The 22,041-nt window shown below is 54.5% G+C and carries 19 protein-coding genes; 14 read left to right on the forward strand and 5 right to left on the reverse strand.

Translation table 11 applies throughout. The annotated features are described in order from the left end of the window. Nucleotides 1–5: 5 nt before the first annotated feature. The 6 genes from GN112_RS02200 (at nt 6) to GN112_RS02225 (ending at nt 9,237) form a co-directional block, all read left to right on the forward strand. Nucleotides 6–3,176 (forward strand): efflux RND transporter permease subunit, encoded by a 3,171-nt coding sequence (locus GN112_RS02200; RefSeq protein WP_155308727.1) that lies wholly within the window; start codon nt 6–8, stop codon nt 3,174–3,176. Between the two features lie 4 nt (nt 3,177–3,180). Next, on the forward strand, nt 3,181–4,590 hold the full coding sequence (locus GN112_RS02205) for an efflux transporter outer membrane subunit (protein ID WP_155308728.1): 1,410 nt from the start codon (nt 3,181–3,183) through the stop codon (nt 4,588–4,590). 98 nt (nt 4,591–4,688) lie between these two features. Further along, nucleotides 4,689–5,372 carry a TetR/AcrR family transcriptional regulator gene (locus GN112_RS02210; RefSeq protein WP_155308729.1) on the forward strand — a complete coding sequence of 228 codons (684 nt, stop codon included), beginning with the start codon at nt 4,689–4,691 and terminating at the stop codon, nt 5,370–5,372. A gap of 238 nt (nt 5,373–5,610) precedes the next feature. Continuing rightward, nucleotides 5,611–7,032: a PilZ domain-containing protein gene (locus tag GN112_RS02215; protein WP_155308730.1), complete on the forward strand. Its 1,422-nt coding sequence runs from the start codon at nt 5,611–5,613 to the stop codon at nt 7,030–7,032. Nucleotides 7,033–7,290: 258 nt separating this feature from the next. After that, nucleotides 7,291–7,725, forward strand: a complete 435-nt coding sequence (locus GN112_RS02220) for an iron-sulfur cluster assembly scaffold protein (RefSeq protein ID WP_155308731.1) — start codon at nt 7,291–7,293, stop codon at nt 7,723–7,725. A 261-nt stretch (nt 7,726–7,986) separates the two neighbouring features. Beyond that, nucleotides 7,987–9,237, forward strand: a complete 1,251-nt coding sequence (locus GN112_RS02225; protein ID WP_155308732.1) for a thiolase family protein — start codon at nt 7,987–7,989, stop codon at nt 9,235–9,237. A 43-nt stretch (nt 9,238–9,280) separates the two neighbouring features. On the opposite strand, the gene GN112_RS02230 is transcribed toward GN112_RS02225, so the two are convergent. Next, nucleotides 9,281–11,407, reverse strand: a complete 2,127-nt coding sequence (locus GN112_RS02230) for a hypothetical protein (RefSeq protein ID WP_155308733.1) — start codon at nt 11,405–11,407, stop codon at nt 9,281–9,283. A 676-nt stretch (nt 11,408–12,083) separates the two neighbouring features. On the opposite strand from GN112_RS02230, the gene GN112_RS02235 reads away from it, so the two are divergent. Next, nucleotides 12,084–12,335, forward strand: coding sequence for a hypothetical protein (locus GN112_RS02235; RefSeq protein WP_155308734.1), 252 nt, complete (start codon nt 12,084–12,086; stop codon nt 12,333–12,335). 272 nt (nt 12,336–12,607) lie between these two features. On the opposite strand, the gene GN112_RS02240 is transcribed toward GN112_RS02235, so the two are convergent. Continuing rightward, a complete protein-coding gene (locus tag GN112_RS02240) occupies nt 12,608–12,793 on the reverse strand; it encodes a type II toxin-antitoxin system HicA family toxin (RefSeq protein WP_197743239.1) in 186 nt (61 codons plus the stop codon). A 2-nt stretch (nt 12,794–12,795) separates the two neighbouring features. Continuing rightward, nucleotides 12,796–12,999: a type II toxin-antitoxin system HicB family antitoxin gene (locus GN112_RS02245; RefSeq protein WP_155308735.1), complete on the reverse strand. Its 204-nt coding sequence runs from the start codon at nt 12,997–12,999 to the stop codon at nt 12,796–12,798. A 325-nt stretch (nt 13,000–13,324) separates the two neighbouring features. On the opposite strand from GN112_RS02245, the gene cas3 reads away from it, so the two are divergent. From cas3 to GN112_RS02275, 5 genes are all read left to right on the forward strand, one after another. After that, on the forward strand, nt 13,325–15,577 hold the full coding sequence (cas3, locus tag GN112_RS02250) for a CRISPR-associated helicase Cas3' (RefSeq protein WP_155308736.1): 2,253 nt from the start codon (nt 13,325–13,327) through the stop codon (nt 15,575–15,577). A gap of 459 nt (nt 15,578–16,036) precedes the next feature. Beyond that, nucleotides 16,037–16,699: a type I-C CRISPR-associated protein Cas5c gene (cas5c, locus tag GN112_RS02260; RefSeq protein ID WP_155308738.1), complete on the forward strand. Its 663-nt coding sequence runs from the start codon at nt 16,037–16,039 to the stop codon at nt 16,697–16,699. Beyond that, the gene (cas8c, locus tag GN112_RS02265; RefSeq protein WP_155308739.1) at nt 16,696–18,471 is read left to right on the forward strand and encodes a type I-C CRISPR-associated protein Cas8c/Csd1; all 1,776 of its coding nucleotides are present in this window, start codon (nt 16,696–16,698) and stop codon (nt 18,469–18,471) included. Before cas5c ends, cas8c begins: the two co-directional genes overlap by 4 nt. After that, a complete protein-coding gene (gene cas7c, locus GN112_RS02270) occupies nt 18,464–19,324 on the forward strand; it encodes a type I-C CRISPR-associated protein Cas7/Csd2 (protein ID WP_155308740.1) in 861 nt (286 codons plus the stop codon). Before cas8c ends, cas7c begins: the two co-directional genes overlap by 8 nt. 27 nt (nt 19,325–19,351) lie before the next feature. Beyond that, nucleotides 19,352–19,699 carry a Fic family protein gene (locus GN112_RS02275; protein WP_197743240.1) on the forward strand — a complete coding sequence of 116 codons (348 nt, stop codon included), beginning with the start codon at nt 19,352–19,354 and terminating at the stop codon, nt 19,697–19,699. A gap of 39 nt (nt 19,700–19,738) precedes the next feature. Here the strand turns inward: GN112_RS02275 and GN112_RS02280 are convergent, their stop codons facing one another. Both GN112_RS02280 and GN112_RS35095 read right to left on the reverse strand, forming a co-directional pair. Continuing rightward, on the reverse strand, nt 19,739–20,083 hold the full coding sequence (locus GN112_RS02280) for a helix-turn-helix domain-containing protein (protein WP_155308741.1): 345 nt from the start codon (nt 20,081–20,083) through the stop codon (nt 19,739–19,741). Then, nucleotides 20,061–20,315 carry a type II toxin-antitoxin system RelE family toxin gene (locus GN112_RS35095; protein WP_155308742.1) on the reverse strand — a complete coding sequence of 85 codons (255 nt, stop codon included), beginning with the start codon at nt 20,313–20,315 and terminating at the stop codon, nt 20,061–20,063. Before GN112_RS35095 ends, GN112_RS02280 begins: the two co-directional genes overlap by 23 nt. A 50-nt stretch (nt 20,316–20,365) precedes the next feature. Here GN112_RS35095 and cas4 point away from each other — a divergent pair, with 50 nt between their 5' ends. Both cas4 and cas1c read left to right on the forward strand, forming a co-directional pair. Next, nucleotides 20,366–21,010, forward strand: a complete 645-nt coding sequence (cas4, locus tag GN112_RS02290; RefSeq protein ID WP_155308743.1) for a CRISPR-associated protein Cas4 — start codon at nt 20,366–20,368, stop codon at nt 21,008–21,010. Continuing rightward, complete coding sequence (cas1c, locus tag GN112_RS02295; protein ID WP_155308744.1) at nt 21,007–22,038, forward strand: type I-C CRISPR-associated endonuclease Cas1c; 1,032 nt, start codon at nt 21,007–21,009, stop codon at nt 22,036–22,038. Before cas4 ends, cas1c begins: the two co-directional genes overlap by 4 nt. The last annotated feature ends 3 nt before the right edge of the window (nt 22,039–22,041 follow it).

Consider the following 22,041-nt stretch of genomic DNA (forward strand, 5'->3'; position numbering starts at 1 on the left):
GCCCGATGCTATCGAAATTTTTCCTGGCCCGCCCCGTTTTCGCCTGGGTGATTGCCATTGTGATGATGGTTGCCGGCGGGCTGGCGATTTACAACCTGCCCATATCCCAATATCCGCCCATTGCGCCGCCCTCCATCGCCATCGAATCCTTCTATGCGGGCGCATCGGCGGAAACGGTGGAGAACAGCGTGACCCAGATCATCGAGCAGAAGATGACCGGTTTCGACGACATGCTCTACCTGTCGGCCACCAGTGACTCCTCCGGTGCCTCGCGCATCGAACTGACCTTTACGCCGGGTACCGATCCGGACCTGGCCTGGGCCAAGGTGCAAAACAAGCTCCAACTGGCCATGGCCAGCCTGCCCGAGGCGGTACAGAGCCAGGGCGTCACGGTGAGCAAATCGACACGCAACTATCTTCTCATCGTCGGCTTGGTCTCCGAAGACGGCAGCATGGACGGCAACGATCTGCGCGACTATGCCCAGTCCAACCTGGAAAAAGTACTTGCCCGGGTGCCGGGAGTGGGGGAGGTAACTACCTTCGGCTCCCAATACGCCATGCGGATCTGGCTCGATCCGGACCGTCTCACCGACTACCGCCTGACCATTCAGGATGTGATCACGGCCCTCCGGGCATACAACGTCGAGATTTCCGCCGGCCAGTTCGGCGGCGCGCCGGCTGTTGAGGGGCAGCGGCTCAACGCCTCCATCATCGTCCAGAACCTGCTCAAGACACCGGACGAGTTCGCCGCCATCCCCCTGCGGATCAATCCAGACGGATCGGTGATCCGGGTCCGGGACGTGGGGCGTACCGAACTGGGCACCGAGCAGTACGACGTTCAGGCTCACCACAACGGCCAGCCCGCCGGCGGGTTGGCCATTCGTCAGTCGGCCGGAGCCAATGCCCTGGCCACGGCCAGGGCGATCCGGGAAAAACTCGACGAAATGAGCCGCTATTTTCCGGAGGGGATGAAGGTGGTCTACCCTTACGACACCACGCCATTCGTGGCCGTGGCCATCAAGGAGGTGTTCAAGACCCTTTTCGAGGCGATTATCTTGGTTTTTCTGGTGATGTACCTGTTTATGGGCAACATCCGCGCGACGCTGATTCCAACCATCGCCGTGCCCGTGGTGATCCTGGGAACCTTTGCCGTGCTGGGCCTTTTCGGCTTCTCCATCAACATGCTGACCATGTTCGCCATGGTTTTGGCTATCGGCCTTCTGGTGGATGACGCCATCGTGGTGGTGGAAAACGTGGAGCGCATCATGAGCGATGAGGGGCTCTCCCCGCTGGACGCCACGGCCAAGTCCATGGACCAGATCACCAGCGCCCTGATCGGCATCGGCCTGGTGCTTTCGGCGGTTTTCGGTCCCATGGCCTTTTTTCCCGGTTCCACGGGCGTGATCTACCGCCAGTTTTCCATCACCATCATCGCCTCCATGCTTCTTTCGGTGCTGGTGGCCCTGATCCTGACTCCGGTGCTGTGTGCCTCCCTGCTCAAACCGGTGCCGGCCGGACACGAACCGGCCGACCATGCCATCTTTTTCATGCGTCCATTTTTTCGCTGGTTCGACCGGTTTTTTTTCCGCTCACGGACCCTGTACCTGAAACTGGTGGAGCACTCCCTGCGGCGGCGGCTGCGTTACGTGTTTGTGTTTCTGCTCATTGTGGTGGCCATGGTGGTCCTGTTCCGGCAGATGCCCACGGCGTATCTGCCGGAAGAAGATCAGGGAATCCTTTTTGTCCAGGCCATGCTGCCGGCCAACTCGACCCTGGAGCAGACCAAGGCGGTTTTGGAACGGGTGAAAACGCACTTCCTTGAGGAACAGTCCGAGGCAGTGGAGTCGTTGATGACCGTGTCGGGTTACAGTTTTTCCGGCCGGGGTCAGAATGTGGGAATGGCCTTCGTGCGCCTTAGGGACTGGGAACTGCGCAACCGGCCGGACCTGAAGGTTAACGCGGTGGCCGGAAAGGCCATGGGTACTTTCTCGCAGATCAAGAACGCCATGGTGTTCGCCTTTCCACCGCCGGCGGTGATCGAACTGGGCCAGGCCAACGGCTTCGATTTCCAACTGCTCGATCGCGGTGGCGCCGGGCATGCCGAGCTGGTGGCGGCCCGCAACCAGCTGCTGGGCATCGCGGGCCAGGACACGCGGTTGACCCGGGTGCGGCCCAATGGCCTCGAGGATGTGCCCCAGTACCGCATCGACGTGGACTGGGAAAAGGCCGGCGCCCTGGGCGTACCCATTGCCCTGATCCACCGCACCATCTCGGCGGCCTTCGGCAGTGCCTACGTCAATGACTTCATCCAGGCCGGCCGGGTCAAGCGGGTTTACATCCAGGCCGATGCCCCTTTCCGCCGTCTGCCCGGCGATCTGGAAAAACTTTACGTGCGCAATATGTCGGGCGAGATGGTCCCCTTTGCCTCTTTCGCCTCGGGTCACTGGACCTCCGGTTCGCCCAAGCTCGAGCGCTTCAACGGGTTTCCGTCCATCAATATCTGGGGCGAGGCGGTTCACGGGAAGAGTTCCGGTGAGGCCATGCAGGCCATGGAGGAGGCGGTGGCCAAACTGCCCCGGGCCTTCGGCTATGACTGGACCGGCCTCTCCTACCAGGAGCGCATGGCCGGCTCCCAGGCACCGCTGCTTTACGCCTTTTCGATTCTGGTGATCTTTCTCTGCCTGGCGGCCCTGTACGAAAGCTGGCCCATTCCCATCTCGATCCTGATGACCCTGCCCCTGGGCGTCATCGGCGGGGTGATCGCCTCGACGATGATGGACCTGCCCAACGACGTCTACTTTCAGATCGGGCTGCTCACCATCCTGGGATTGACCACCAAGAACGCCATCCTGATCGTACAGTTCGCCCGGGCCCGGGTGGACGAGGGCATGAGGCTGATCGACGCCACCCTGGAGGGGGCCAAGCTGCGCTTGAGGCCCATCGTGATGACGTCGCTGGCCTTTGGTTTCGGCGTGCTGCCCCTGGCCCTGGCCAGTGGTGCCGGTGCCGGTGCGCAGCAAGCCATCGGCATTGGTGTGCTGGGCGGCGTGGTCACCTCCACCTTCCTGGTGACCCTGTTCGCCCCGCTGTTCTACGTGATCATATACAAGCTGCTCGGCCGGCATCGCAAGCGGGAACGCGTGCAGCCCGCCGCCGTGAGCCCTGCGGAGAAATAATCCCATGAATCGAATCCTGTTGATTCTGCTTTGCAGCCTGACCCTTTTCAGCGGTTGCGCCGTCATACCGCCATACACACCACCCGAAACTCTGGTACCGGATGCCTGGCCGACCGGGCCGGCTTACCGTGACGGCAGCCTGACGGATGAGCCGGTCGCCGCCGACCTGCCGTGGCCCGAATTCTATACCGATGCGCGGCTAAGGGCCGTCATCGAAACGGCCCTGGCCAACAATCGCGATCTGCGGCTGGCGGCCCTGAATGTCGCCCGGGCGCAGGCCATTTACGGGATTCAACGTTCGGCCCTCTATCCGGCCCTGGATGCCACGGCCAACGGCAGTAAAAAGCGGATCCCCGCCGATATTTCCTCTTCGGGGGAGAGTTATACGGCCAAGCAGTACGATGTGAACCTGGGCATTCTTTCCTGGGAAATCGATTTCTTCGGGCGTATCCGCAGCCTCAAGGAGCAGGCCCTGCAAAGCTACCTGGCTACCGAAGAGGCCCGCCGCAGCGCCCGGATCCTGCTCATCGCCTCGGTGGCCCGGGCCTATCTGACTCTGGCCGCCGACCAGGAGAACCTACGGCTGGCGCAAACCACCTTTGAGAACCAGAAGTCGGCCCATGATTTGATCAAACGACGCCAGGAGGTGGGGCTGGGATCCGAACTGGACCTCAATCGCGCCCGGACCCAGGTGGATATCGCCCGGGTCGACATTGCCCGCTACACCCGCCTGGTGGCCCAGGACCGCAATGCGTTAAACTTGCTTGCCGGCACGCTCCAGCCGCTGACCGAAGCGCACCTGCCGGCGGATCTGGCCAGTGTCGCCCCCCTGGGGGGCATCGGTGCCGGGCTTTCATCCATGGTGCTGCTGAACCGGCCGGATATTCTACAGGCCGAGCGTCTGCTCAAAGCGGCCAACGCCAATATCGGTGCGGCCCGGGCCGCCCTGTTTCCGCGCATATCGCTGACTACGACCATTGGAACGGCCAGTGCCGACCTGCACAATCTTTTTACCGCCGGGCAGGATACCTGGCTGTTTGCTCCGCAGGTCAGCATGCCGATTTTCGATGCGCGGCTGTGGGCCGCCCTGGACGCGACCAAGGCGGAACGGGAAATCGCCATTACCCAATACCAGAAGGCCATCCAGACCGCCTTTCGTGAAGTCGCCGATGCCCTTGCCGTGGAGGGCACGGTGGATCAGCAATTGAGCGCCCAAAAGGCGTTGGTGCGATCGGCCGCCGAAACCTACCGCCTTTCCGATGCGCGGTATACCAAGGGGATCGACAGCTACCTGGGGGTTCTGGACGCCCAGCGTTCCCTGTATACGGCCCAGCAGGCCCTGGTGGCCATGAACCTGGTCAAGCTAACCAATCAGGTACAGCTTTATGCCGCCCTGGGCGGCGGGGCCCGGTAGGCCGTGGCCATGCAAGCAAACCTTAATATCCAGCCGGATGCCGGGGAGATCGGCAATCGCCGGGTAACGTCAAAGGCCGCTGATCACGGTGTCCGCCCATGACCGATTCTCACGCATCCAAACCGTCCGATACGAAAACCCGCATCCTCGATGTGGCTGAAGCCCTGTTTGCCAGCAACGGATTCAGGCAGACCTCGATCAGCCGACTGGCCCGTGCGGCGGGAGTCAACCTGGCAGCGGTCAATTATCATTTCGGGTCCAAAGATGCGTTGATCCGGCAGGTGATCGAACGTCGCCTGCTGCCGGTTCACCGGCTGCGCGTGCAGCGGCTGGAGGCGGTCCGGGAAACGTGCACGGCGCAGGGACTCCGGCCCGATGTGGCCGAACTGCTGCGCGCCTTCGTCGAGCCGTCGTTCAGCCTGACCCGCGGGGGTGACGGGGGGCAACGTTTTCTCCTGATCATCGGCCGGGTCATGGCCGAATCCGATGAATCCATCCGCAATATTTTTATCCGCAGTTTCAAACCGAGTTTTATGCTGTTTTTCTCACTGATGAGAAAAAGCCTTCCCGGTCTTCCCAAAAATGAACTGTTCTGGCGGCTTCATTTTGTGGCCAGCGCCCTTGGCCACGCCATGCGCGTTCACGGTGCGGCAATGCCGTCCTCGGAACTGTTTCCCCCAAAGAGCGATGTCGATACGGTGGTCCGCATCCTGATGGCATTTTTGACCGCCGGCCTCAAGGCGCCATCGCATAGGGAAAGCACAGCATGTCCTCCTGAATGAAAGTATATCCCCCTTTTCCGCCAGTCTTACCCGGAAGGCGATTTCCGACCGGTGCGGCCGAAGACTGAATTTTGACCGGTTCCGCCATTGATTTGACACCTTGCGGGATCACCACGGCAACGCAATCCGGACGACGCGTCGATTTGACGACGGGGAGAACATACCATGTGGGTGGCATGGAACTTGTATATGCTTCATGCCACAAGCATTCTTATTAAAACCTTTGTTGGATCGCGCCATGTTGATTGCAAAAGGAAAAGAGGAGATGGGACTGGACGAAAGCCTCAAACTGTTGGATCTGCCCCCGGACGCCACGATTGATGATGCCGAGAAGGCATTTACCCACATGCAGAATCTGATCGAGCAATATTACCAGGATGCGGACGGTGACGTGTCCCCGTCGCGCCAGGCGGACCTTGAACTGCTCAGCCTGGCGTACGAGAAAGCGCTGGTCCATATTTCAGAACGGGACTTTGCGGCGGATTCCAAGCCGGCGCCGAAAACGGAATCCGTACAGGTGCCGAGAACGGATTCCAGGCCGATGCTTAAAATCGTCAGCGATTTGCCTGAACTGGAAGACTTGGACGAGTCCATGGACTTCAGCGATGAACAAGTTCCGGAACGTGGCTCCGACAGCCTGCCGGTGCTTCCGGAATCGGATATCCAGACCGTGGAGGCGGCGCTGGCGATTATTTCAAGGCGCCTGCACGAGGCCGAGGCCGCGCTGCCCGAGGCCCAGCAGGTGGTCGACCAGGCTACCGCGGCGGTGGATGCGGCCAACCGGCGGCATGAACGAGTAAGGCAGGAGAGCATCAACGCCATCGTTGTGGCCAAATCGGCAAAAATACGGGCACTTCTGCTGGAGATCGAGTCCAAACGGGCCGTGGAAAAGGCCATGGCCGTGGCGGAGAAGGCCCGCGAACGGGTTACGGTGGCCAAGCGGATGGCCAAGGCGGCCATGGCCGAGGCGGAGAAGGCCCAGCAGGAGGTGGGCACGCTCAAGGAGTCGGAGGAGGCGGCCGCCGCCGATGCCGTCAACGCCGAGTCCCAACTGGAGCAGGCCAAGGCGCGTTTGAAAACCCTGACCAACCGGCTGGTGGAAACCCGCCAGCGGATGAGGATCTCCCGTGACAGTGGCGGCATGCTGACCCTTGGCCCCGGAGGAAAAATTAACGGTGACTCCCTCGATGCGGTGCTGGCCGACCAATTGATCCGGACCGATGTGGACAGTGGTGCCAGCGACGACCGGAATAAATTGATCAGCGACCTTTTGGAGATCGAAGCCTCCCTTCAAAACGGCGATGGAGGGGAAAACATGTTGCCTGCCACCAACAGCAGTCTTGCACCCGTTCAATCGCATATCCCCGAAAGACGGCGGCAGGCGCGGATTGTCTATCCCCCTCACCAGCGCCCCGGATTGTCCGTTGAGGGCCGTACCCTGCCGATCTTGGACCTCAGTGTAACCGGTATGCGCCTTGAAACCGGCGATGGGTTCAGCTGCCCGCGGATTTTACGCGGAGAGATCCGGTTCACCGGTCGTCAACCGGTAAAAGTGACCGGCAAAGTTGTCCGGGAAGACGATCGTTCGGCCGGCCTGCGGCTGGTAACCCGTATCGGCAACCATATTCTGGATAAGGAACGCCTTCGCCTGAGTGCCTGACGGCATTTTGTTCATGGTAACCGCATTTGGCAACCTCTATGGAAAGCCGTTGTCGCAGGCATGGCCAGCTCTTACAACGCAACCCATTAAACAGCCATATCGTAAGAACGTGTAGGAGCGGTCCTTGACCGCGAAAAATAGGAAGCAGTTCAAATGCGGTTCCCCCGGGATTTTGTTCGCCGCATCTTGACACCGGTTGCAGAAAGGTTTATTCGTTCTCCTTTCATTGGAAACCAAAGGATTACGAAGGAACGGGATATGACTCAGATCCAAAGCGCAGTGCCGGATAACACTCAGGGTGTTCGGGAGATGCTCCGAGCATCCGGCTACTCCGAAAAAGCCATCGACTACTACATCAATAAACCGCATATGGGCCAGGTATCCGATGCGGACATCTCTTCAGAAATGACCGGCAGCTGTGGCGATACCATGGGGATCACCATCAAAATGGAAAATGGGCTGGTCAGTGACGCCAAATACCAGGTCATGGGGTGTGCCGGTGCCGTCTCCGCGGCCATGGCCGTGGTGGACCTGATCAAGGGCAAGGATCTGGACTATGCCCGCTCCATTAACGATGGCGCGGTTTTCAAGGTGCTCCAGGAGATACCTGTAAAAAAGCACCACTGTATCCAGCTGGCCGTCAAAACCCTGCATAAAGCCATTGACCTCCAGCAGATGAAACAGTCCGCTTAACCAGCCCTTTTCACGGTTCTATAGTGTTTAAGATAATGTTTTTGGCAAGGCCAGAGGGAGGAAGCTGTATAAGTCATACCGCGACGACCGATAACGCAGCCCAAAAACATTATCTTGAATACTATATCCGATTTTTCCCAGCCGCCGCCGGCAACCACCGGCGGTGGCTTTTCGTTTTGGGGACCACAGACGCTTCAGATCTGGTAGGCTACTGGATGAAGCCATACTATATCCCAACCTCAACCCAACAGGGGGATCCCCATGAAAGATGTTGTCATCGTCAGTGCCTGCCGAACCGCCATCGGTGCCTTTGGCGGCACCCTGAAAAGCCTGAACGGCGCCACCTTGGCCAGCATCGTGATGAAGGCGGCCATCCAGCGGGCGGGCATCGACCCCGCCATGATCGACGATGTGCGCTTCGGCTGCTGCCTGGAGCACCACGATAGCCTCAATACCACTCGGGTGGCCGCCCTGCTGGCCGGTATCCCCGATTCGGTGACCGCGGTAACGATCAACCGCGTATGCATCTCCGGCATGGAGGCGGTGATCTCCGGGACGGCCATGATTCAGGCGGAAATGGCCGATGTGATCCTGGCCGGCGGTGTGGAGCACATGTCCGGGATACCGTTTGTCGTGCCCAGCGCCCGCTGGGGAGCCCGCCTGCAGGATCAGGTGTTCGTGGACGCCATGATCCACGCCCTGCACTGCGGTTCCTATATTATGCCCCTCGACGAAAACGCCCCCATGGATACGTCCAAGGCGCCGGCCAGCCATTTTCTCGGTAAACCTTATATCATGGGGCACACGGCCGAATTCATCGCCCAGAAACTGGGCATCACCCGCCAGGAGATGGACGAAGTGGCCCTGCGCAGCCAGAACAGCGCCGAGCGGGCCAACAACGACGGCTCCTTTGCCGAGGAGATCGTGCCCGTACCCGTGCCGCGACGCAAGCAGGATCCGCTGATGTTCGACCGGGACGAGCACTTCCGTCCCGGCCTGACCATGGAAGAGCTGCAGAAACTGCCGCCGGCTTTCGTTCCCAAAACCGGAACGGTGACCGCCGGAAACGCCAGCGGCATCAACGACGGCGCCGCCGCCATGCTGATCATGTCGGCCGAAAAGGCTGCGGCCCTGGGCCTGAAGCCCATGGCGCGCATTCGGGCCATGGGCCGGGGGGCCTGCCATCCGGCGCTGATGGGACTCTCGCCGGTACCGGCGGTAAAGGATCTGATGCAGCGCAGCGGCCTGAAACTCGCCGATTTCGATCTGGTTGAGCTCAACGAGGCCTTTGCCGCCCAGTACATCGGTTGCGAGCGCGAGCTGGGGCTCAACCGAGAGATCACCAACGTCAACGGTTCTGGCATCGGCCTCGGCCATCCAGTGGGCGCCACCGGCTGCCGGATCATGGTCACCCTGCTGCACGCCATGCAGAAACGGGGCAATCAACTGGGCCTGGCCACCCTGTGTGGCGGCGGTGGGGTGTCCATGGCCTGTGCGCTGGAAATGATCTGATACACGCCTATAAACTGCATCTTTGTTTCATTCCCTTAAACGCCTATTCGCAGGGTGGACAGGGATCGCATTTTTCGATGACAATGGCCTTGATGGTTTCACGGTAGTAAATGGTCCGTGGGAGACCGCTGGTACCGGTAATCCGCCCGTCCGTGATGTGGGACCGGGCCCACAGTTTCAGGGCGAAGGCGCAGGTGCTGGTCAAACCGGTGAGCATGGGGGCGCCGGGAACCGTTTGCGTGACGCTTGCCGGGGTGCCGTTGTTGGATACGCCGCTGTCGAGGCCGTGGACGGTGGCGACCGTCCCCTTGGTGTATTGCAGCCCCCAGCGGCGCAGTCGGCCGTTTTCCTGAACAACCCGGATGTCGATATCGAGGGGCGGAACGGCCTCCCATGGGATTACTCCGCACGAATTGATCACCGCCGGGATATCAAAATCGACGGTCGGCGCCAGGTTGTCCAGGGTGACCACCACATCGCATCGATTCAACATGGCCGGCAGGACACTGCCCGGCGGAACGGTGCCGTCGCGATAGTCGATATCCGTGGAATCCAGCTTCACCCCATTTTCGTCGAACACTTCGAGCCGCAGCACGTATTTTCCCGTGTCGGGTTCCGTCCGCCAGGAATACCAGGTCCCCAGCCGGTCCGGATGATACCACAGATAGTCGTCGAAGTTGCGGACTTCGAACAGGGCCGGTTCGCCGTTGACCGGCATCGGTCCCAGGGCATGGCTTTCGCTGACGTTGGTCACCTTGTTCACTCGGGTATCGCTCAGCGGGGTGGTCAGGGGTACGAAATCCTCATCCGGGCTACCGTGTTTGGCCTGAGAAAGCCGATAGTAGCGTATGGGGGAACCGTCACTGATATCCTCACCGAACTGACCATAGATGAGCAGACTACCGCCGAAGGCCAGATTACTGATGGGGGCCTGGGCAAAGAGCCCGTCCGTCTGGTTGATTTTGTAGACCTCGGTGTCGCCGATGCTGGTGATGAAGGCCTGCGCGCCCTCCGGGCGTTCCTGGGACTCCCCGCTGCCGCATTCAACTTCCTCATCGTCGATCCACAGATCGACATGCGCGGTAGTCGTGTTCCAGCGGGTGCTGCTGTATGGATCCAGGTAGAGAATCGTCTCCACCCCATCGATCACCTGGGTGATCTTGAGGATGATGTCGGGCCGCCGATCGAAGCGCAGCCGTCCACGTCTGAAGTGCATCGGCCACCAGTCGAAGCAACATCGGAAGTAGCCGGTTTCATCCGTCATGGTGTCGCAGATCAGTTCCCGGCTGTAAAAGCAGTGGGGCAGCAGAACCCATGGCGGCAGCTTGGCAGTCAGGGTCAGATTGTCCAGGCGGGAGGCCAGGGTTGCATCGAGCATGCGGAACTCGCCCACTCGTTCGAACGCCGCCTGGGCCACCGTCAGCGTTTTCGCGAGCTGGGGCTGATCCGGCGGCTCCGGCTGGGGGCCGAGCATGGCAACGGTTTGCGGGGGCTCTGGTATCGGGCTCATGCCGGCAACGGTCTGCCGCACCACTGCCACTGTCTCTTTTTCGAAAACAGGACCGACAGGATCCGGACCGGGAAACGGGTCCAGTGGAAACGGGGGATCCCTGAGCAGTTCGGGAATCTCGAAAACCCGCCGGTCCAGAAGATGCCACCACCACTTTTTGATGAGCGGCCACAGGCACCACTCGCGGTCGACATCAAAAATCTCCACCTTGACGAACGGAACCGGACAGGCGCTGTCGCTTTCCTCCGACAGACGTTTGCGCACATGCCCGGAAATACAGATGCGCCAGGGAAACAGCGTTTGGAGGATGCCCGGTGTCAGGGTCAAATCCGCTTGCAGATAAAACCCTTTGTCTTTTTCTTCCCATTGCCGGGCGCTGAATTTCAGCGCCGCCCCATCGGATCGCCTCGCTGCCTGCGGGTCTGCCGTGGGGCCGACGACGACCTGCACGTCCGCCGGGCTCGATAGATTCAGCGTGATGTCATAACTGCCTTTGGCGTCGATGGGACCATGGCCGAGAAGCTGACCGCGGATATCAAAGGCGTAGGCGGACAGCTCGACGCCGGCTGGCAGAGCGGTCTGATCGGCGGTTTTGATTGTGCCGACAACACGAAAAAGACCGTTCCGGGTTACCGATTTTTTGGATTTCAGTTGCTTCATCAAAGCCTCCTTCGGGATTTTGGGGGAGGGGGCGTCGCTTCGCGGCGATGCATCCCGAAGCATCACCGACCGACGTGGATACCACTTCTATTTAAAACACCCGGTTCCCGACATTTCACGTCGACGACACAACAACTCATACGGTTATTCGGCTTCACAGATGGTGGACGTCGCGTTTGTCGCAACAGCCTTCTCGAAGAACGGTCGGCATTCTCGGGTGAGCATCAGCAGAATTCACGGGGGAATCGAATCGTAATGGCGAAGGGTGCAACGAAAGCGGGGCGCTAAGAGCAATGAACAGGGTGAATGATAGCTCCAGCATCGCCTATTGTTCATACGTTGTCTGTGATCTGTGTCACGGCTGGAGTCTGTCAGGGCAATCGCATGTAAACCAAATATCGGGAATCGTTGTCGCAGGCAAGGTCAGCTCCTGCAGCAAAAGCAGTGAATTGGCGCATTTACAGGAAGCTGTAGGAGCGGTCCATGACCGCGAAAAAAGAAATCAAGCTACATGCGATTGCCCTGTGGAGCCTGTAGTTCCTACTTGATCTTGCTTCAAACATTGGCTAATAAAGATTCATTCCATCCCGTTCCATATTTTTCTCACAATCCCCGTTGAGGTAAATCGATCTCGCACAATCGGTTTGTCGTTTGAAGCGGCCAAAAGGAATCTGCCATGGGAACCATTGCCACGCTGGAGAGAATTTTCTGGTTCGACGACCAGGCCCGCCGCAAACGCTATCCCAACGCGTCCAAACTGGCCCGAAGGTTCGAACTCTCAACCAAAACCGCCCAGCGCTGCGTCGATGCCATGCGCGACCGGTTTGGCGCTCCGCTGGAATACCACCCTTCGAAAAGAGGGTATCACTACCTCGACGACTCCTTATTTTGTTCGGACCTTGGTTGCATTTTGACCGACCGGTTGTGATATCCGGTAAGCGCAGCATACGGTTTTTTGTAGGAGCGGTCCATAGCCGCGAGAAGGAAATGGTACATGGCCGGTAGTTGAAAGCAGTCTTGGTTCCCACGCTCCTGCGTGGGGATCCATATCCGGTCAGGTGAAGCCCACCCAATTGATGTTCTCATGTGGAGCATGGGAGAAAGGTGAAAACAAACCGAACCAACAGATTTTGGCGGTAGACGTTCGATATCGAAAAAATATCGGGATCCTTTAGAGCAGTTTGCGAAATTCAGTAACCGTCAAACCGGCGTCTTTGACAATACCCCCATGGTGAATGCATTGATGGGATTGTTGCGTGGAACGGTAAGGAAACGTTGTCCATTGGACATAACGATGTGCTTTTTCCCTTGGCGTACAACAGCAAAGCCTGCTTTTTCCAAGGCTCTGATGGCATGTAAATGGGGGATGCCAGGAACTTTGGGCATGTTCAGATGGCCACATCAATTTCGCGTATATCCGCGTTTTTGATGGATTCGTATAGGGCAGCGAGGTATTCTGTGACCGCATCTTTTATGTTTTCGATGGCTTCGGCCTCGGTTTCGCCCTGGGACCAGCATCCGGGCAATCCCGGGCAATGAACACTGTATCCCTCATCCGTTTTATTTAACACGACTTTGTATTTCGTTTGCATTACATGCTCCAGAGAGTCGTATGAATTGCTACGTCGATTCTAATGTCAGTGGTCTGTGGTTTCAAGGGAAAATCGATGATTTGTTTGTTTGATTGGTTGGGTTGGTTGGAAAACCGTTTCAAGGCGTGGGCGAACCCATCGAACCAATGAAACCAATCAACCAATAGAATCAATGCAACATTTTTTTCGGACCTTGGTCGCGTTTTGACCGACCGGTTGTGATATCCGGTAAGCGCAGCATACGGTTTTTTGTAGGAGCGGTCCATGGCCGCGAGAAAATGATTCCGCTTTCAGATGTGTCAATCAGTTGGGAAGGTGGTGCAATATGAAAAAAAGCAAACCGAAATACTATGCGCATAGCTTAGAAGACAAGCCACCAGAAGAATGGCAGCTTCTCGAAGATCATTTACGTAATGTTGCAAGATTAGCAGGAGAGTTTGCATCATCATTTGGAAGTGATTATTGGGCAGAGCTTGCAGGCCTTTGGCACGATATAGGAAAGTACTCCAGGGAGTTTCAGAAAAAATTGTATGATGCTAACGGCATTGAATGCTATCTTGAAACCAAGCCCGGCAAGGTGATCCATTCACAGGCCGGTGGCCATTTAGCCCAACAATGCATGTCAAACGGAATGGAGCGCATTTTCTGTTGGCTGATTATGGGACATCACGCCGGATTGGCGGATTTCAGTTCGGATAAAACCGGTGCAAAAGCACTGGAGCCCAAAATGCGAAATCCTGAAAGATCAGAATCCATTTTGGAGAACGTCCCCGATAAAATAAAAAACAAGCTGTCACCGGATTTTCCGCAATTGTTAAAGGACGGCGCCGATATCTCCTTTTTTATCCGTATCTTGTTTTCCTGTGTCGTGGACGCCGACTTCCTTGATACAGAAGCGTTTATGAATTCGGAAAAAGCAGCGCTTAGGGCCGAAGTGTATCCTGCATTGGATGATTTACTCATAGCCTTAGATAAACACTTGGATGATTTGTGCCAATCTGCAGAACCAACAGATGTGAATCGAATTCGGGCTGAAGTACTGGAACAATGTCGCCAGTCCGCTGATTTAAACCCGGCGGTTTTCACATTGACAGTCCCTACAGGTGGTGGGAAAACCCTCTCCTCGCTTGCGTTTGCATTGCGGCATGCAAAAAAGCAATCCAAAGGAAGAATCATCTATGTGATTCCGTATACCAGCATCATTGAGCAGACCGCGCAAGTGTTTCGGAAAATTCCAGGATTTGAAAACGCTGTTTTGGAACATCATTGCAATGTCGTTAGCAATGATGAGTCTAAAGAGAGCATCCGTAGTCGGCTGGCATCGGAGAACTGGGATGCGCCAATTATCGTTACCACTGCCGTACAGTTTTTTGAATCTCTATTTGCTTGCAAAACCAGTCGCTGCCGCAAACTCCACAATATTACCCATAGTGTTATTATTTTTGATGAGGCCCAATGCCTGCCCCCCTCCTATTTGCGTCCGGTGGTATTTGCGATACGCGAACTTTATCGCCACTATGGCGTTACGCCTGTTCTTTGCACCGCAACCCAACCGGTTCTGACCCAAACAAAACAGTTTGATTTTAAATTCAAGGAGGGGTTTGATCCTGCGGAAGTGGTTCCCATCATCTCCAACCCCGAAACATTGACTGACAACTTAAAACGGGTGGAATTGACAAACCACGCCGATTTGCGCCCGGTAAGCTATGATGAGCTGGTAGGTGCGATTCAAGCAGAAAACCAGTCTGTTCTTTGCATCGTTAATAAGAAAGATGATTGCAGAACGTTGGCCAAGCTTTTACCGGAAGAATATACGCTTCATCTATCTACCAATATGTGTGCGGCTCATCGTTTGCAAACCATTGAAAATATACGGAAGAGATTAAAGACAGAGGCAAAACCGCTTTATGTGGTAAGTACCTCATTGGTCGAAGCCGGTGTGGACCTTGACTTCCCGGTAGTCTATCGGGCGCTGTCCGGTCTCGATTCTATTGCACAGGCTGCCGGTCGCTGTAACCGCGAAGGAAGACTTCCCAATTACGGAAAAACCGTTATTTTTCTTCCCGAGAAACAACCGGGTTACGTGCAGGCTCCGGCTTCACTTGCCCTGGAATATCTTCTAAAACCAGATCAACTAAAAACAATATTCCTGCCCAAAACAATTGAAAGCTATTTTAAACAGCGCTTTTTTCAATTGGGCGATCATGCCTTGGATGAAAAGCAGATTCTTAGGTTGTTGGGAGGTAATTTGGATTTCTATTTCCGCACAGTGGCGGAACGATTCCGACTTATTGATGATGATTGGCAGTTGCCTGTTATTGCGCCTTACGAGGAAGCTATATTTTTTGTAGATGAATTAAAGTGTGCACCCCATCTCAACCGAAAAATTATACGTAAACTTCAACGCTATCTTGTGAATATTTCATGCAAAGAGCGTATACTGCTAGAACGTGAGGGGGCCTTGGAGTTGATTTCACTTCCAGAAATCTTCCAATTAAATGCTCATTTTTATGATCTGAAATATGGTGTGATCGCAGAAGGCAGTATTAATATCAATCCTGAGGAATTAATATGCTAAGAAAGTAGGCAAGCAGGGGGGGGGACCTCCCTGCTTATATAAGCCTACAGCTTCTTGTTTCAATCCACTTCCACAAAGGGAAGGCATGAGGTTAATTTAAACAAAAATGGTGATAGCGCAACCTTTAATTTTTTTGGATGCCCTTGACAAGCTAAGGTTGCGGCAATAAGTTTCTTGTTTAAGAAACTATAAGCTTAACCAATCTCAATCCTTTAATCTTGTGGAGAATAAAAATGTCAAACAATTTCAGAATGTTTTTCAAGTTACAGGAATTATCTATTAATTTAATCCAAGCTCAAAAAACGAAAACAATAGTTACACATGATGCAACCAATACGGAAATATTTAATGAATCGATCACCTTAGAATTAAAAAAATTTCGCTTTGAACAACTTATATCAAATCAACACTCTCGCCAAGCTCAGCTTAAACAAATAACACATATAAAAAGGACATAAAATGAATAAAAGCAGTCCATTTAGGCTTAAGGTAAGCGGTCCAAATGCCTGTTTTACCCGGCCGGAAATGAAAGTTGAGCGGGTGTCCTATGATGTGATGACGCCTTCCGCCGCCCGGGGAATTTTGGAGGCGATCCTCTGGAAACCGGCCATCTTCTGGAAAATTCTACAAATTGATGTGATGAATCCAATTAAATGGGAATCTGTCCGGCGTAATGAAGTGGGGGCGGTGGTATCCGCGAGAAATGCCAAGACCGCGATGCGTGAAGGTTCCGGCTTTCTTGGACTTTATATAGAGAAAGAGCGTCAACAGCGGGCAGGACTTTTTCTTCGCGATGTGGCTTATGTCATTCACGCTGAATTTGAATTAACCGCCAGGGCCGGTCCCGAGGACAATGTTGTTAAATTCGAACAGATGTTTATCCGCCGGGCATCCCAGGGACAGTGCTTTCACCGCCCATATTTTGGATGTCGTGAATTCCCCGTTGATTTTGAATTCATACCAAAAGATGCGTCAGATCTACCAGCCATCGCCAAGACACACGATTTCGGATGGATGCTCCACGATATCGATTATTCCGGCAAGGAGCCCATGCCCCAATTTTTCAACGCTAAAATGGTCAACGGCAAAATCGACCTTCGTAATGTGGAGGTGCGCTCATGATTCTGAACGCCTTGTCAGCTTATTACCAGCGGCTTGCCGATGACCCAGGCGTAGATGTTGCCCCCCTCGGATTTGAACACAAGGCAATTGATTTTTTGATTAAGCTTGATGACGCCGGTAAATTCGTTAACTTTCACGATCTTCGCGAAGGTACCGGAAAGAAGCGCAAAGGGCGACTATCGCTAGTGCCTAAGGGAATCAAGCGTTCGTCGGGTATCGCCGCTAACCTTCTCTGGGACACGGTTCCGTATGTTTTGGGGAGGGCATTGCCTGAAAAAGGCAAAAATATAGAAAAAAGTTCAGCCCGAGCGGTGGAACAACATAAAGCGTTTGTCGAAAAAGTCGAACAAACCTTGAGCGGGTGTTCCGATAGGGGAGCTATGGCTGTCCTGTCATTTTTACGCTGCGGCGAGTTCAATCCTATTTTTGAACATACGCTTTGGGATGAGGTGGAACAGAGTGGGGGAAACATCACTTTTTCCCTTGCCGGGGATACACAGCTGGTTTGTCAACACCCCGAAGTAGTTGCCGCCATTTCGGAAAAATTGAAGCCCGAAGGTGAGCTCCAGGCCTGTTCGGTTAGCGGTAAAAAAAATGTTCCTGCTATTCTGCATACGGCCATTAAAGGGGTTTGGGGCGCGCAATCCTCTGGAGCGAACATTGTTTCTTTCAATCTCGATGCATTTCGCTCTTTTGGAAAGAAACAAGGTTTCAATGCTCCGGTCGGATCATCCATTGAATTCGCATACACCACCGCCCTGAATTATCTGCTCGCTTCGGCCAATCAGCGAATGCAGGTCGGCGATGCCAGCACTGTTTTTTGGGCCAGGGACCCGTGTGATTTTGAAAAGGATCTCCATCCCATTTTAGCTCCGAAAAAAGGAGAAGAAGCCGTAAGCTACAATAAAATCAGAGGCCTGCTAAGCGCTGTAAAAACAGGTCTCCCGCTTGGTGAAGAAGATCTGCCATTTTACGTCCTTGGATTGGCGCCGAATGCCTCTCGTATTGCCGTTCGTTTTTGGTGCGAGGGCAATGTAAAAAAGATAAAAGAGCGTGTGGCGGAACATTTCCTTGATATAGAGATGGTTCGCGCGCCCCATGATCCCGAATTTTTATCCTTGTTCCAGTTATTGGTTTCAACGGCAACGGAACGAAAAGCCGATAACATTCCACCTAATCTCGGTGGCGAGGTTGCCCGTTCGGTTTTTACCGGAACCGCCTACCCGCGCACCTTGTTTGCAAATGCCATACGCCGCTGCAAAGCGGAACAGAAAGTGACCTTTGCGCGCGCTTCGATCATAAAAGGCGTCCTAACGCGTATGTCGCGTACTTCTAACTTAAAAGATAAGGAGGTGTCCGTGGCACTGGATAAGAGCTACGACAACATCGGTTACGTGCTCGGCCGGCTTTTTGCTGTTCTTGAATGGATTCAGGAACTGGCGCACACACCCGAAGGAAAAAAACGGCAGAACCTAAATAAAACTATCCGCGATACATATTTCGGCGCCGCGACTAGTTCACCGTTGATTACTTTCAAACGGTTGGACGAACTCTCCGTGCACCATCTGGCAAAAATAAGGAATTCCGGTAAGGGTATCGTCTGGTTGGAACAACTGAAACAGGAAGTCTTCGGGCATATTCCCGCCAAAGGAATACCTTCCATTCTCGATCTTGAAGACCAGGGACGATTTTCTGTTGGGTACTATCACCAGCGCCAGGATTTTTTTACCAGTAAAAAAACTGAAGAAATAAAGGAGAATACTAATGGGTGAAGCCATTAAAAACCGCTATGAATTTATACTGTTGTTCGATGTCAAGGACGGCAACCCCAATGGAGACCCCGATGCCGGAAATCTACCACGCATTGATCCCGAAACAGGCAACGGGCTGGTGACCGATGTTTGTCTTAAACGAAAAGTGCGTAATTATGTCGGTTTGGTAAAAGGCGAACAACCCCCTTATGAGATCTATGTAAAAGAAAAGGCTGTGCTCAATCGCGCTCACGAACGTGCTTATAAAGCATATGATTTGAAGCCCGAGGCAAAAAAGCTCCCTAAAAAAGAAGAGGACGCTAAAAGAGTGACTGGATGGATGTGCCAGAACTTTTTCGACATCCGGACATTCGGAGCTGTAATGAGCACCGAAATAAATGCCGGCCAGGTTCGAGGACCGGTGCAATTTGGTTTTGGGCGCAGTGTTGACCGTATCTTTACCGGAGAACACACCATTACACGAATGGCCGTGACCAAAGAAGAAGATTTGGAAAAGGAGCGCACCATGGGGCGCAAATTTACCATTCCTTACGGATTATACAAAGTTCACGGTTTTATATCAGCACCGTTGGCAAAGCAAACCGGTTTTACCGAAGATGATTTGGAACTATTCTGGAAAGCACTCATCAATATGTTCGATCATGATAGGTCTGCCGCTCGTGGTGAAATGGCTCCCCAAAAGCTAATCGTCTTCAAGCATGAATCCGAATTGGGGAATGCGCCTGCTCAGAAACTGTTTGGCCTCGTTAATGTGGAGAAAAATTGCGGTGAGCGTCCACCTCGCTCGTTCGACGACTACACCGTATCCATCGACAATGCACCGGAGAAGGTTGAAATTTTGGAAATGTTGTAAAACGCACAAATATAAAGAGTTAAAGGCATGCTATACTTTCTGACAAACTTAGACCCCGACCTCAAAAAAGCCCTGATAGCCCAACTCAGGAACTTGTGGACGCATACCTCCACGGCCATCGAGGGGAATACCCTTACCATAGGTGAAACCGCATTTGTGCTGGAAGAGGGGTTGACCATCGCCGGCAAGCCGCTGAAAGACCATCAGGAAGTAGTCGGCCATGCCAGGGCCATCGACCTGGTTTATGAATGCCTGGAACAGGGGCGAGCCTTTGCCGAAGCGGATTTGTTCGCCTCGCGTAAGGCGGTACAGACAGATGAAACCGCTTGCCGATTTCTGCAAAACAGCCTGGCAAGCATCGATGGAATTGGTTGATGAAGCCAGTAAGAAACAACAGGCCAGAGAGAAAACAACTCAGTCTACCAACTGATTGGTTTCAATCCCCAGGGCCTTGGCCAGTTTTTCCAGGGTGGCCGTTCGGTTGTTGCTTGCTGTACGTTCCATCTGAGACAGGGCCGACTGGGTGATATCGGCGCGTCGGGCAACCTCTTTCTGGGTCAGACCAAGATGTTTGCGCCAGGCTTTTAAAAGGTTGAACTCTTTTTCGATGACAAGCTCGACGACTTCATGGGGGATGATGGCCTCGCTGTCTTCGGCTTTTTCGAGAAGACGAAGATAATCCATATACGGTACAACAGCGTATTCGGGTTTTCCATTTCGGCTGATTACTTGGACATTATGAAGTGTAGGTGCGTTCATTCCGTTTTTTAATCTCCTCGATGAGGATGATTTCAAGCTGTTCTGTAAAAATAATTCGCCAACGACCGACTCGCAGGCGATAGTCGTCACGGTTCTTGAGCTTTTTTACATCCTGACAGTCAGGAAAGCCTTCCAGTTTGCGAACGGCATTTGTGATTTTGACACGCTCGGCCTTTGATTTGATTTTGCGTAGTTGCCGGAGCGCTTTATTTCGCCACTGGATAATTCTCATTTTTGTAATATAGACTAATTATATGAGTTAATCAAATGGAAATATAAGTTTTGTTTGCCGAATTAGATCTATTGGCCCTTTCCGCCCTTCAACATATTTGCTTCTGTGAGCGACAGTGCGCCCTGATTCATATTGAGCAGGTGTGGTTGGAGAACCGCTTTACCGCCGAGGGGCGCATCATGCATGAGCGGGTGGACACGGGTAAAAGTGAAAAGCGCCGCGATGTGCGCATTTCCTCGGCTGTCGCATTGCGTTCGTTGCGCCTGGGACTGATCGGTAAGGCCGATGTTGTCGAATTCCACCGTCAGCAGTCGCCGGGTGGGAAGACCATCTGGCAGCCTTTCCCGGTGGAATACAAACGGGGCCGGCCGAAAAAGGACAACTGCGACAAAATCCAGCTATGCGCCCAGGCACTCTGCCTGGAGGAGATGCTGGATTGTCATATTGAGCATGGAGCCTTGTTTTATGGCAAGACCCGGCGTCGACAGGATGTGGCTTTCGATGATGCCCTGCGCACCGAGACGATGCAGATGGCGGAACGGCTTCATGCGATGTTCGATGCACGCAAGACGCCGCCGCCGGTATTCGATAAACGCTGCCCGAACTGCTCTTTCATCTCTTATTGCATGCCGGAGAAACTGGATGGAAAAAAGCGTGTCTCGCGATATCTCGAATCGATCAGAGAGGGGAAATGAAAAAACACCTCAATACCTTGTTTGTCACCACCCAGGGCGCCTATCTGAATAAGGAAGGGGAGACGGTGGTCGTTTCCGTGGATCGTGAGAAGAAGCTTCAGCTTCCCATCCATACCCTGGATGGGATCGTCTGCTTCGGGCGCGTGCTGTGCAGCCCTTATCTGATGGGATTTTGTGCGGATCGGGATGTGGCCATCAGTTTCTTGAGCGAACACGGCCGTTTTCTTGCCCGGGTCCAGGGGCCGGTGTCGGGAAATGTGTTGTTACGGAGGGAGCAGTATCGACGGGCGGACAACATGGACGCTTCAGCTCAGATCGCCCATGGGGTTCTTGTCGGCAAACTGGCCAATTCGCGCACCGTGCTGCAGCGGGTGGTCAGGGATCACGGCGACAAGGTCGATGCGGCCGGAATTAATTCGGCGGCGAACCATATTTCAGCGTTGCTTAAGAGTACCGGATCGGATGTTCCCCTAGATTCCTTGAGGGGCATGGAAGGGGATGCGGCCCGAGTGTATTTTGGGGCTTTTGACCACCTCATCGTCAATAAGGCCAATGGATTTTCTTTCAACGGGCGCAATCGCCGGCCGCCGCTTGATCCGGTCAACTGCCTCCTCTCTTTTGTTTATACCCTGTTGCTCCACGACGTGCGTTCCGCACTTGAGTCGGTCGGGCTGGATTCGGCTGTGGGCTTCCTGCACCGTGACCGGCCCGGGCGGCCCAGCCTGGCACTGGACATGATGGAAGAATTCCGGCCGGTCATTGCCGATCGGCTTGTCCTGTCATTGATCAATCGTGGACAGGCCGCGAAAAAGGATTTCTCAACCCAGGAAACCGGTGCCGTGACCATGAGCGATGAATTGCGCAAAACCGTGCTGGTCACCTATCAGAAACGCAAACAGGATGAGATCTTTCACCCGTTTTTGGAGGAAAAGGTTACCGTGGGGCTGCTGTTCAGCACCCAGGCGCTTTTGCTGGCGCGTCATCTGCGCGGCGATCTGGATGCCTATCCACCCTTTGTCTGGAGGTAAATG

The sequence above is a fragment of the Desulfosarcina ovata subsp. ovata genome (genome assembly GCF_009689005.1).
GTDB lineage: Bacteria > Desulfobacterota > Desulfobacteria > Desulfobacterales > Desulfosarcinaceae > Desulfosarcina > Desulfosarcina ovata.